At 35.8% G+C, this 13386-nt stretch carries 12 protein-coding genes; all 12 read left to right on the forward strand.

Annotated elements, in window-relative coordinates:
• Nucleotides 1–673 (forward strand): hypothetical protein (locus tag IEX12_RS17480; RefSeq protein WP_286171240.1); only part of this gene is annotated, 673 nt, incomplete at its 5' end.
• A gap of 73 nt (nt 674–746) precedes the next feature.
• Nucleotides 747–2369: a class I adenylate-forming enzyme family protein gene (locus tag IEX12_RS17485; protein ID WP_188725578.1), complete on the forward strand. Its 1623-nt coding sequence runs from the start codon at nt 747–749 to the stop codon at nt 2367–2369.
• Nucleotides 2369–3973 carry an acyl CoA:acetate/3-ketoacid CoA transferase gene (locus IEX12_RS17490; protein ID WP_188725579.1) on the forward strand — a complete coding sequence of 535 codons (1605 nt, stop codon included), beginning with the start codon at nt 2369–2371 and terminating at the stop codon, nt 3971–3973. The genes IEX12_RS17485 and IEX12_RS17490 overlap by 1 nt, the downstream gene beginning before the upstream one ends.
• Before the next feature lie 37 nt (nt 3974–4010).
• A complete protein-coding gene (gene fabG, locus IEX12_RS17495) occupies nt 4011–4751 on the forward strand; it encodes a 3-oxoacyl-ACP reductase FabG (RefSeq protein ID WP_188725580.1) in 741 nt (246 codons plus the stop codon).
• 44 nt (nt 4752–4795) lie between these two features.
• Entirely contained in the window at nt 4796–5983 is a 1188-nt protein-coding gene (locus IEX12_RS17500) for a thiolase family protein (protein WP_188725581.1), read from the forward strand.
• A gap of 154 nt (nt 5984–6137) precedes the next feature.
• Entirely contained in the window at nt 6138–7022 is an 885-nt protein-coding gene (locus IEX12_RS17505; protein ID WP_188725582.1) for a 3-hydroxyacyl-CoA dehydrogenase family protein, read from the forward strand.
• 501 nt (nt 7023–7523) lie between these two features.
• A complete protein-coding gene (locus IEX12_RS17510; RefSeq protein WP_188725583.1) occupies nt 7524–8495 on the forward strand; it encodes a tripartite tricarboxylate transporter substrate binding protein in 972 nt (323 codons plus the stop codon).
• Nucleotides 8496–8631: 136 nt separating this feature from the next.
• The gene (locus IEX12_RS17515) at nt 8632–10161 is read left to right on the forward strand and encodes a tripartite tricarboxylate transporter permease (RefSeq protein ID WP_188725584.1); all 1530 of its coding nucleotides are present in this window, start codon (nt 8632–8634) and stop codon (nt 10159–10161) included.
• Between the two features lie 2 nt (nt 10162–10163).
• The gene (locus IEX12_RS17520; protein WP_188725585.1) at nt 10164–10619 is read left to right on the forward strand and encodes a tripartite tricarboxylate transporter TctB family protein; all 456 of its coding nucleotides are present in this window, start codon (nt 10164–10166) and stop codon (nt 10617–10619) included.
• A gap of 143 nt (nt 10620–10762) precedes the next feature.
• A complete protein-coding gene (locus tag IEX12_RS17525; RefSeq protein ID WP_188725586.1) occupies nt 10763–11104 on the forward strand; it encodes a UxaA family hydrolase in 342 nt (113 codons plus the stop codon).
• A 2-nt stretch (nt 11105–11106) separates the two neighbouring features.
• A complete protein-coding gene (locus tag IEX12_RS17530; protein ID WP_188725587.1) occupies nt 11107–12264 on the forward strand; it encodes a UxaA family hydrolase in 1158 nt (385 codons plus the stop codon).
• Between the two features lie 144 nt (nt 12265–12408).
• Nucleotides 12409–13359 (forward strand): hydroxyacid dehydrogenase, encoded by a 951-nt coding sequence (locus IEX12_RS17535; RefSeq protein WP_188725588.1) that lies wholly within the window; start codon nt 12409–12411, stop codon nt 13357–13359.
• The last annotated feature ends 27 nt before the right edge of the window (nt 13360–13386 follow it).

Below are 13386 nucleotides of genomic sequence, written 5' to 3' on the forward strand. Positions count from 1 at the left end.
TATACTCCTGACTTTATCAAAATGCTTCAACATTAGTAGGAGAAAATCGGAGAAAAACAGCGATATTTTAAGAAAACCGAAATTTATTGAGGGAGGAAGTGAAATAATGAACGATTTTATACCATTAAACGCATACGGTATAGGTATTCAACATCCGAGAGACTGGCAGATATTTATTAATCCAAATAATAAATTCACCTTTAACGAGGGTCTAATTAAAATAGATAAAATAACAATATCGAAAAGGGCATCTACTTCTTTATCGTTAAGATGGGCAAGTATGAAAAAAGATGTAAATTTACATGATTATGTAGATGAATTAGAGAAACAGTTTCAAAAAAAAGAAAAAAGAAGTCGTCATAAAGATAGATATAAAATTACTGAAAAAATTAAATGTGCAGTTGATGGCAAGGATGCCTACCTACTGAAAAATGAATTTGTAGCAAATCATAGTATTTATCGTGTTTTTGGTAAAAATGAATTGGTTAAGGTCTTACAAATGTTGTTTTATTCTGAACGGACAAGTAGAATGCTTGTCGCTACTTTATCAACAACTCCTGAAGAGTTGGTTGAAAACGAAGATACGTTCATAGAAATCTTATCTTCTTTACATGAAGATGTTCATGAAGCCAAAGAGGATGGCTTTCAACCTTATAAACAGATAGCATTATAAGGTTATAAGAGTGAGGATATTCACCTGATAAAAATTAGTTTTATAATATATACAAAGATTGGAGGGAGAGAAAATGATTTCAGGAAATGACTTTTGGAATGAAACAATAAAAAGGGGTTTAACGACGAAAAATTTCAGTAATAGAGTGTATGATACGTTTAAAGATCTAAAGAGTAGTATGTATCAGATTTTAAAAGATAATGCAAAAGAAGTTCCAAATAAAGTTGGAATAATCGATACGAACAATAAATCTCATACGTATGTTGAATTGCTAGAAATGACCGATAAACTATCTTCTTATCTATTGGAAAGGTATCAGATTCAAAAGGGAAAGCACATAGGGCTTTTGTTATTTAACTCTATAGAATTTATTGTTTCTTTCCTGGCTGCTCAAAAATTAGGCGCAACGATAATTCCTTTTCCGACTAAATATAAGGAGCCAGAAATATGTTCGCTAATTGAAAAGAGTAGCTGTGAATTGCTCATTGTTGATGAGAAATATTATCCGTGGGTTAGAAAATACGAAAATGAGAAATGTAAGGTAATTAAGTGTGAATCTAAAGACACGGCAAATGGATATGCTTTTGATTTTCTCAATGAATATCCAGTAGTTGAAACAAAGGATAGTGGCTCAATAGAGGATATAGCGATTATTATGTTTACGTCAGGAACTACTTCATTTAGTAAGGGTGTTGTTATTAGGAATTTTAATGTTCAACACGCGATAGCTGCGTATCATCGCATTTTAGATGTTAATGAAAGCGATTCTACTATATTAGCAATTCCTATTTATAATGTTACAGGTTTAGTAGCTACATTGTCATTGTTTTTGAAGTGTAGGGGAACGGTTCGGGTTCATAAGTTTTTTAATATAAATCAGCTTTTATCGGATATATACAAATTTAATATTACATTTTATCATGCATCACCTACCATATTTACATTAATGCTAAAGGAAAAGGAGCTATTTCCTAAATTACCTAGTTTAAATATGTTAGCATGCGGTAGCAGTAATATGCCCGCGGAAATGATAAAAGAACTAAAAGAATGGATACCAAAGTTGTCATTTAGAACAATCTATGGGTTATCAGAAACGACTTCACCTGCTACCATTTTTCCATCTGATGCATCTGTAAGTGACTTTATTGGTTCATCAGGTCAACCGATTCCAGGATTATTGATAAAAATAGTAGATGATTGTGGTCAAGAATTAGAACGTGGAAATGCAGGAGAAATTTGGCTAAAGGGGACAAATGTCGTTGAAAAATATTATAAACAACATTCAGATCTAATTACAAAGGATAAATGGCTAAAAACAGGAGATATAGGATATGTAAATAAGGAAGGTTACCTCTATGTAGTAGATAGAAAGAAAGATTTAATTAATAGGGGGGGAGAAAAGGTCTTCAGTATTGATATTGAAAATGCTATACGTCAAATTGAGGGGATTAATGAAGTTGCTGTTGTAGGTGTTAAAGATCGTATATATGGAGAAGTACCTGTGGCAGTCATTTCCTTAAAAAAGGGCTATAATCTTGATGAATTACTCATTAAATCAAAATTAAAGAATAATTTGGCGAGCTATGAGGTTCCAGCTGACTATTATTTTGTGGATGAAGTTTTCAAAACGGCAAATGGAAAAATAGATAAAAATAGAGTTAGAAGTTATATAGAAAAACCAGAGGAGTGTATTTAATGAAAGCTAATTTTATAAAGGCTAATGAAGTTACAAATTTTATAAAAGATGGCGATACAGTTACTACTGTCGGAATGACGCTAATTGGTGCATCAGAATCCATTTTAAAAGCAATTGAAAATAGCTTTCTGGAAATTGGACATCCAAGGGATTTAACGTTAGTACATTCAGCTGGTCAAAGTGACCGAAAAAATGGTATCCAACACTTTGCTCATGAAGGTTTGGTTTCTAAAATTATCGGTTCCCATTGGGGACTTCAACCAAAGTGGATGGGTATGATTGCTGAGAATAAGGTTGATGCGTATTGCCTTCCACAAGGTCAATTAGCACAGTTATATAGGTCAATGGCTTGTGGACTTCCGGGAAAAATGAGTAAGGTTGGATTGGGCACCTTTGTTGATCCCCGTATTGAAGGGGGGAAAATGAATGAAAGAACTAAAAGACTAGGTGATATTTCTGAAATAATGGAATATGGCAATGAGGAATATATGTTTTATAAGAAAATTAACTTAGATGCCTGTATTGTACGTGGAACTACTGCAGATGAAATGGGCAATATTACTATGGAAGACGAAGCAATGAAACTTGAAGTTTTACCAGCTGTACTTGCTACTAAAAGGTTTGGTGGAAAGGTTATTGTACAAGTGAAACGTGTAGCTGAGACAGGGACTCTAAACCCGAAAGATGTTGTCGTTCCAGGAGTTTTTGTTGATGCGGTAATAGTATGTGACAATCCATATGAAGATCATAAGCAAACATCTTCCTGGTACTATGATCCTTCTTATTCTGGAAATCTTAGGATCCCAGTTACTTCTATCAAACCATTGGAATTAACTATTCGAAAATTTATCGGAAGAAGAGCCATGTATGAAATTAATAAAGGCGATGTTATCAATTTAGGAACGGGAATACCTAATGATGTGGTAGGTAATATCGCAAATGAAGAAGGTGTTTCCAAAGACTGTATGATTACTGTTGAATCAGGAATATATGGTGGTATTCAAGCAGGTGGGGTAGACTTTGGAATTGGGCAGAATGTATATGCGATGATCACACATGATCAGCAAATGGATTACTATAACGGAGCTGGCGTAGACGTTACTTTTATGGGAGCGGGTGAGTTTGATGGGGAAGGTAATGTTAATGCTACCAAGATGGGCCCTTTATGCACAGGGGCTGGTGGATTTATAGACATCACTCAAAGTGCTAAGAGAGTTGTTTTTTGTGCAACGTTTAGTACTGGCGGTGCAAAAGTAAGCTTCAAAAATAACGAGGTGCATATAGATCAAGAAGGTTCTATAAAAAAGATGGTTTCAAAAGTTTCACAAATTTCTTTTAATGGAAATTTTGCCAGAGAAAAGGGACAGGATGTCTTTTTTGTTACGGAAAGAGCAGTATTTAAATTGGTAAAAGAGGGTGTCATGTTAATAGAGATAGCCCCTGGGATTGATTTGCAAAAAGATGTTCTAGATATGATGGAATTTGAGCCTATAATTAGCAAAGACCTAAAGGTAATGGATAAGAAACTGTTTACAAAAGGACCATTCGGGTTAAAAGAAATTTGGGAAACCAAATCAAACATAGTATCCCATAGTATCGTTTAATATGGTTTAGAATAAATTCAAAAATGGAGGTAAAAAGATGGGGAGATTATCAGATAAACTTGCGATAGTTACAGGAGCTGCAAGGGGACTTGGTAAAGGTATTGCAGAGAAGCTAGCTATAGAAGGGGCAAAAGTAGTTATCGTTGACCTAAATGAAGAGATATGTAAGGAAGTAGTTCAAGAATTTTCTGATCATGGCTACAGAGTAACTTCTTATGCAGCTAATATTGCAAACCAAGATGAAGTCCAAAACTTATTTAATTATGTTGCTGATGAATTTGGAACAGTAGATATCTTGGTAAACAATGCGGGGATTAATAGAGATTCCACGCTTCACAAAATGTCCGTGGAGCAGTGGCAGCAAGTAATTGACGTTAACCTAACTGGAACATTTTTCTGTACTCAAGAAGCTACTAAACAAATGAAAGAAAAAAAATATGGTAGAATTATCTCTATTTCATCTGCTAGCTGGCTAGGTAACTTTGGTCAAGCAAACTATGCAGCATCAAAAGCTGGCGTAGTTGGATTGATGAAAACAGCGGCAAGGGAATTAGCTAGGAATAATATTACATGTAATGCGATTTGCCCGGGTTTTATTGATACGGATATGACGAGAGGGGTACCAGATAAGGTTTGGGATCAAATGATTTCTAAAATTCCAATGGGCAGAGCAGGAAGCCCTTCTGATGTAGGAAATATGATAGCTTTCCTAGCCTCAGATGAAGCGTCTTATATAACGGGTGAAGTTATCAATGTAGGTGGGGGAATGGTTCTCTAGTATGGGCTTTTACAATTTAGTTTATAGAAAAAGGGGAATAAAAAATGAGTGAATTAAAAGAGGTAGTTGTTGTATCCGGTGCAAGAACTCCAATTGGTAAATTCGGCGGTGGCTTAAAAGATATACATGCAACTGATCTGGCGGCATGTACAGTAAAAGAAGCTATAAAAAGGGCAGGAATCGAATCCAAAAGTGTGGATGAATTGATTGTCGGTAATGTTGGACAAATTGCTGAAAATGGCTTTATAGGAAGGGTAATTTCGTTAAAATCGGATTTACCAGCTGAAACAACGGCTTACTCTGTTAACCGCCAATGCGGTTCTGGATTGCAAGCTATTGTAGATGGTATGATGCAAATTCAAACAGGGAATGCAGATGTTGTAGTATCGTGTGGCACGGAAAACATGTCCCAATTACCGTATTACTTAAAAGGTGCGCGTTTTGGATATAAAATGGGGCATGGTGAATTAGAAGATGGATTATTATCTATTTTAACTTGGCCAAGCGGACCATATCATAATGGTGTTACAGCTGAAAATGTAGCTGAAAGATATCATGTTTCTAGAGAAGAACAAGATGAATTTTCTATAAAAAGTCAAGAGAGAGCGATTAAGGCAATTAAACATGGAAAATTCAAGGATGAGATTGTACCTATTGAAGTAAAAGGCAGAAAAGGAAAAATTACAATTGTTGATACTGATGAGCACCCAAGAGAAGGAGTTACAATGGAGACGCTTGGTAAAATGAAACCGGCTTTTAAAAAGGATGGTTCTGTTACCGCAGCAAATTCTTCTGGAATTAATGACGGTGCAGGTGCAGTAGTTCTTATGTCAAAAGAAAAGGCAGAAGAGTTAGGGGTTGAACCCTTATTAAAAATAAAAGGTTTTGCTGTAGCTGGGAATGATCCAGATGTTATGGGGTATGCTCCAAAATTATCAACTGAGAAATTAGCTAAAAAACTAAATTTTAATTTAGATGGAATTGATATTTTCGAGCTAAATGAAGCATTTGCTTCCCAGTCTTGTGCAGTAATTAGAGATTTAAATCTGGATCCGAACAAAGTTAATGTTAATGGCGGTGCAATTAGCTTAGGCCATCCCGTAGGTGCAACGGGAACTATTTTAACTATTAAAATGATGTATGAAATGAAACGTTCCCAATTAGATAGGGGTATTGTTACTATGTGTATCGGCGGTGGTCAAGGTATCTCTGCACTATTTGAAAGATGTTAGTTTATGGGGAAAGGTGAGAATAGGATTCATTTCTCACCTTTTCTTATATCAAATTTTATATAAACCCAAGGTAATTAATAATACAATTTTTCTTTGTCACAGGAAAGTTTAATTGATGTAGTTATGAATTTAAGTAGTATTGGGGGGAGACTTTATGTTAGTTGAAAAAGTGGCAGTAGTAGGTGGCGGACTAATGGGGGCAGGCATTGCTCAAAATGCTGCTGAATCAGGAAAGAATGTAACCCTTATAGAGGTAAATCAATCTAAGGTGAATGAAGCTCTACAAAATATAGAAATGCAATTAGAGTTGAAGGTAAATAAAGAAAAGATAACCGGAGAAGAAAAAGAACAAACGCTGAAAAACATTTGTGTAAAGACTGGTATTGAACATATAAGGGGAGCCGAGTTGGTAATCGAAGCAGTTCCAGAGGACTTGGAAATCAAAAAAAGTGTTTTTACTCAATTCAATCAATATGCGGATGAACATGCAATATTAGCTTCTAATACATCCGGTCTTTCCATAGCAGCAATCGGATCAGCAACGCAACGTCCTGAAAAGGTTATCGGTTTTCATTATTTTTATCCTGTACCTGTCATGAAGCTTGTAGAAGTCACACCATCTATTATTACAAATGACTCTACTATTGGGGCTATGTTTGATTTTGCTCACAGTATTGGAAAAAAACCTGTTCGTTGCAAGGATTATCCAGGATTTCTTGTTAATCGCCTCCTTGTTCCGATGGTTAATGAAGCGGTTTATTGTGTAATGGAAGGTGCTGAGCCTAAAGACATAGATGAAGCGATGAAGTTGGGGGCGAATCATCGCATGGGACCCTTGACCCTTGCTGATTTCGTTGGATTGGATGTTCTTTTGGCAACAATGGAAGGTCTTTACCATGGATTTCAAGATTCCAAATATCGCCCTTGTCCATTATTGAAGAAGATCGTTGAATCTGGTAACTATGGTGTAAAGACTGGCAAAGGTTTTTATTACTATGATGAGTTAGGAAAACAGCTTCAACAGGCTGTTCATATTTAAAAATTTTGATTACCCCCTAGAAAAGTAAGGCAAATAGATATTAATGTTTCAGAAAAGAGACTACACAAACGATATTGTGTAGCCTCTTCATTTTGCCCCCAACCTTCATTAGCATTCATTCAATTTTAAACATGCTTTAGAATTTATAATTATTGTGATACCTATTTCTATAGTGTATAACAGACACAACTTTGATTATATAAATAGAAATATTCAAAAGGTATTGACTTATTGGATATCTTAAAGTAGAATTACAACAAACGTTTCAGTGGTTGGGTCACATTGCCACTTTGTTATTTTCACAAAATAGATCATTAGCAAATTTTTAACAATTTAACAAGTAGCACATTCATAGATAGAATACCAATCATTGTAAATTAGGAGGTGATCTGTTAAAACGAATAATTTTTAAAAAGAAAACCGCATTCCATCGTCTTTAAATGACAACGCTTACAACAAAGTTATTAACATAGATTACTATAAAGAAAGAGGAGGATAAACATGTTAAGAAAAATTTATGCTATTGTAATGCTGGTTTGTGGATTATTTATTTTGGCCTCATGTTCTACTAGTGCTGGAGGATCTGAGGCCCCAGAAGATTTTCCTTCAAAGTCTATCACTTACAGCCTACCATTTGATCCAGGTGGGCAATCGGATGTTGAGGCTAGGCGTCAGCAGCCTTACCTAGAGGAATACTTAGGGGAAAAAATTGTTATTCAATACAAACCCGGTGGTGGAGGAAGTGTGGGCTGGAGTGAATTAACTAATAAAGACCCAGATGGATATTTCTTTTCTGGTATAAACATTCCACATATCATTCTTCAGCCATTAGCAAACGACGATACAGGTTACAAAACTGAAGACATTGTACCAGTTGCTATTTTTCAGGCAACACCAATTGGGATAGCTGTTTCTAAGGATAGTGACATTAATTCACTTGAAGATCTTGTTAATAAGGCTAAAGAGTCACCAGGCACTGTTACTGTATCTGGTTCTGGAACATACACAGGTCATCATATAGCGTTTTTACAGTTTCAGGATATTGCCGATATTAAGATGCAATATGTACCATTTGATGGTGCTTCTCCCTCTGTTCAGGCATTTCTAGGTGGAAATACAGAGGTTTTATTAGGAAATTCTAGTGATCTATTAAAGTATAAGGACGATATGAAAATTCTTGCAATAGGGTCTGAGAAAACATTCAAGCCACTTTCAGATGTTCCTACATTCAAGGAATTGGGCTATGACATGACTGCAGGAATTGATCGTGGGGTAGCCGTACCACCTGGAACAAACCCAGAAGTTATTGAAATTCTTGAAAAAGCATTTTTAAAAATTTTAGACGAGCCTGGTGTTCAAGATAAAATGTATGAAGAAGGATTTGAACCAAAAACAATGGGACATAAGGAATCCTTAGAATATATTGAAACAAAAACAGAACAATATAGTCGTATTATTGAAAACGTACAATAAAATTTAACTCTATAATAAAAATACATCGTTTCGGATTTAATTTATCTTGAAGTATTCGTACAGCATATGCGTTGTAGCACCACTATGATTTATTATGCTGGAAGTGATTTAATTTTTATCTTTGGGAGGAAAAGACATGTTTGAAGTTTTTCCAGATATTATTAGTTCATTAATAGAACCTATAAATATTCTGCTATTGTGTGTTGGTGTGTTAGCAGGAATTATAGTAGGTGCTCTGCCTGGATTGACTGCAACAATGGCACTTGCCCTATTGTTACCATTTACTTTTGCAATGGAAGCGGATTCATCATTAATTACTATGGGTGGTCTATATATTGGTGGTATTTATGGTGGATGTATATCAGCCATACTTATCAATACACCCGGAACACCATCTGCTATTGCAACAACTTTTGATGGCTATCCTTTAGCAAAAAAAGGGAAGGCATCTCATGCATTAATTACAGCATCAATTAGTTCTGGGATCGGTGGAGTTATAGGAGGGTTAACCCTCCTATTCCTTACACCTGTGTTAGCGGGATGGGCATTAAACTTTGGCCCTCCTGAGTATTTTTGGGTTGCATTACTCGGTTTAGCGATGATTGCTACTCTATCTGCAGGTTCTATGCTGAAAGGATTAATCGGAGGGTGTATTGGTTTATTACTAGGCACAATAGGAATTTCTCCTGTGGGTGGTGAATCAAGGTTTACTTTCGGATTCCCAGAACTGCAGTCGGGATTGGAATTAATCGGAATTTTAATTGCATTCTTCTGTATTCCAGAAGTAATTTCTATGATTGGAAATAAGGCTAAGTCACAAAAAAGCTTAAATAAAGAAAAAGGTATAGTGAAGAATCTCTTTTTTTATATTATTAAAAAGCCAATTTTTATCATTCGATCATCTTTCATCGGAATAATAACAGGCATTATTCCTGGTGCAGGAGGAAATGTTGCTGCACTGTTATCTTACGATGCTGCTGTTCGATTTTCAAAGGATAAGAAATCGTTTGGAAAAGGGAAAATTGAGGGAGTTATGGCAGCAGAAACTTCTAATAATGCAGAAGTCGGTGGTTCCTTAGTGCCGCTACTTTCCCTTGGTATTCCAGGTGCACCACCAGCAGCTATTATACTAGGTGCTTTAATGATGCAAGGTATTACACCGGGGCCTAACCTTATGGCAGAACAACCTAGTCTTGTATATACTTTTTTAGTCTCATTTGTTATTGCTAACGTAGTAATGATGATTTTCGGTCTGATGGGTTCCAGATACATTGGAAAGGTTCTTTCTCTTCCGGTCTATTATTTAGCTCCTTCCATTATGTTTTTAACTATCATTGGGGCATATGCGATTAGAAATAACCTTTTAGATGTAGCAATGTTAATTGGATTTGGATTGTTGGCTTATGTTTTGAAAAATGCCGGTTTTGATCCCGCTCCAATCGTATTAGGTCTAATTCTCGGACCTATTGCAGAAAGGGGACTTGCACAATCAATTCTTATGGGAGAAGCATCAGGAGGTATATTTACATTATTTTTCACACGTCCAATTTCAGTGGTATTAATTATATTGTGCTTCCTTTCAATCTTATTACCGTTATTAGGGACAATCTTCAAATCGAAGGATAAGACTGAAAAAGAAGAAGATAAAATTGAAATGGAGGCATAACTATGCAAAAAGTTAATTATGATATTGTCACGTCTATTATTTTTATCATAATTTCTATAATTACTATATTGGAAACGAGAGGATTGTCAAAGATAAGTTATATCTTCCCTCGCACAATCGGCGTAATCTTTTTGTTGTTGAGTTTTATGTATTTAATTTTAAGTATTATAAAACGTGATAATAAAAAGTTATTTGGGAATATAGATAAGCAAAAAGTATTGATAATGAGTATAGGGATGATAGGTTATTTCATCTCAATTAGTTTATTTGGATTTTTAATAGCTAGTATTCTATATATCGGATTAATTACTTGGTACTTACAAAAAGATCAAAAAGAAAAAAGCCATAAATCAAAAATACTTCGCGCAGTATTGTGCTCAATTATTGTCAGTGTTTCATTTTTTATCCTTTTCCAATATGTCTTTCTCGTTCCATTACCAACAGGTCTATTGGGGTAGGTAGAATGTTTCTTCTATAGATTCCTGGGTAAATAAATACTTAAAATAAAAATATTTTTCAGATAATACTTGACACCAGCTTCAAAAGGTAGTTAAATATAATTAAATATTGGTTGGGTCACGTAACCACTAGGAGGGGTTTTATGGTAAAAGGAGCAGGTTCATATGTAAAATCGAAGGAAAGTGAAACAACAACTCCAGTTAGTCGTCACAGGTTTCTTATTCACAACAAAGAAGATCATGTTGGTGTTGCAACAACACCAATTGAAGAAGACGAACAGGTTATCGGTGTGTATATGGAAGACAACTCAGAAGTAAACATAAGGGCAAATAAAGCTATTCCACTTGGACATAAGATATCGCTTGTAGAACTTGACGCAGAGCAACCCATAATAAAATATGGTATTCAAATTGGAATAACAACCTGCGCATTGCATGTTGGTGACTATGTTCATACACATAACATTAAAACGGCGAGGTGGTAATTATGGAAAAAAAATTGTATGGATATCGTAGAGAAAACGGAACAGTTGGAATTCGAAATCATGTCATTATTTTACCAGTTGATGATATCTCAAATGCGGCTTGTGAAGCAGTTTCTAAACAAGTTCAAGGCACATTGGCCTTACCACATTCATACGGTCGCTTGCAATATGGACCAGACTTAGACCTCCATTTCAGAATAATGATTGGTACCGGTTCTAACGCAAATGTTGCAGCCGTAATCGTTATTGGAATTGAGGATAACTGGGCCAAGAAAATTGCAGATGGAATTGCGGAAACTGGAAAGCCAGTTACTTATTTCTCTATAGAAAAACAAGGCGATTTGGAAACGATTCGACAAGCTTCATGGAAGGCAAAAGAATATGTTCAGTGGGCATCCGAAATTCAACGAGAACCAATTGAATTATCTGAACTCGTTATAAGTATTAAATGTGGAGAATCGGATACTACAACTGGTCTTGGATCATGCCCAACTGTCTCACAAGCAGTTAATCAATTCGTCGATGCAGGGGCGACAGTGTTTTTCGGTGAAACGTCTGAGTTAACCGGCGGAGAGCACTTAATTGCCAATCGAATGGCAACGCCAGAATTAAGAGATAAATTTATGGGGGTTTATGATAATTATATTGGGGAGATTGAGTCAAAAGGTGTTGATCTTCTTGGTTCACAACCAACACAAGGTAATATCGCTGGGGGACTTTCTACCATCGAAGAGAAAGCTCTAGGCAATATTGCAAAGACTGGTGATAAGACAATCATAGGTGTTTTAGATCCTGCCGAGGCACCAACTAACGGAAATGGTCTTTATTTTATGGATACATCATCTGCAGCAGCAGAATGTATCACACTAATGGCAGCGGCAGGTGCGGTGCTTCATCTTTTCCCAACTGGTCAAGGTAACATTATTGGAAACCCTATTGAGCCAGTTGTAAAAATTACTGCAAATCCAGAAACTGCCACAACGATGAGTGAACACATCGATGTTGATGTTAAGGGATTATTATCACGCGAAATAACACTCGAAGAAGCAGGAGATGCTCTTATCAACTATATGGTTCGCACGATTAACGGGCGTCTAACGTGTGCGGAAGCACTAGGACATAAAGAGTTTGTTATGACAAAATTATACCGCAGCGCATAATTTAAAAAATAAAGAATAGGCCAACAACCGTTAGCAGTTAGTGTAATCATAAATTGTTGGCCTATTTTTTTAATGAAAGGTTTAAATACAGAGATTTAGTGATCAGGGAATTTAGTTATTCTCATATAAGGTGGGATACAATCAATGAATGTTCTGGTAACCGAATTAATTTGGGAAGTTGGTATCGAAGAATTAAATCGTTATGGATATACAGTTGATTATAACAAAGATTTAAGTCGAAACCGAAGTGAATTACTTGCTATTATTCCCAATTACGATGCAATAATAGTCCGAAATGAAACTAAGGTCGATAAAGAACTGCTTGAAGCAGGAATAAATCTTCAAGTTATCGGGCGTCTTGGGGTAGGTTTAGATAATATTGATTTACAAGTGGCAAAGGAGAAGGATGTGAAAGTGGTAGTTGCCAAGCACGCCAATGCTACATCTGTTGCGGAGTACGTTATAGCTGCTATGTTGGATGCTTATCGACCATTGTATCAAGCCAACGTACATGTTCGTGCTGGGAACTGGGATCGGAAGCGCCATACGGGTTATGAATTGAATGGAAAAACGCTAGGACTAATTGGTCTTGGTGAAATTTCACATCGTGTTGCAAAAAGGGCAAATGCATTTGGAATAGATATAGTAGGATATGATCCGTTTATTACCCCTTATGATCATGTAGTATCCGAGACAGGGGTTAAGCAATGCAAAACAATTGAAGACCTCCTTTCAATATCGGACTTTGTGTCTATTCATCTGCCTTTAACACAGACAACCAAAAACATGTTAAACAAAGAGACATTTTCACTTATGAAACCAAGATCTTTTTTAATTAATACGTCTAGAGGCGGTATAATTAATGATATAGATTTGTGTGATGCTGTAAAGAATGGAGTAATTGCTGGTGCATATTTGGATGTGCTTGAATCAGAACCAATATTACTAGATTCTCCCCTTATAGCGGAAGAAGCAATTCATCTTACTCCTCATGTTGCAGGGCTTACCGAAGAATCACAACAACGTACATCTATCCTTGTAGCACAGGAAGTAACAAATATTCTAAGGGGAAAAAGGTCGTTATGTTTAGTATGATATAATAACGTCAGAATATTGATAGAA

Source organism: Lentibacillus populi, from assembly GCA_014642895.1.
Lineage (GTDB): Bacteria > Bacillota > Bacilli > Bacillales > Amphibacillaceae > Lentibacillus_C > Lentibacillus_C populi.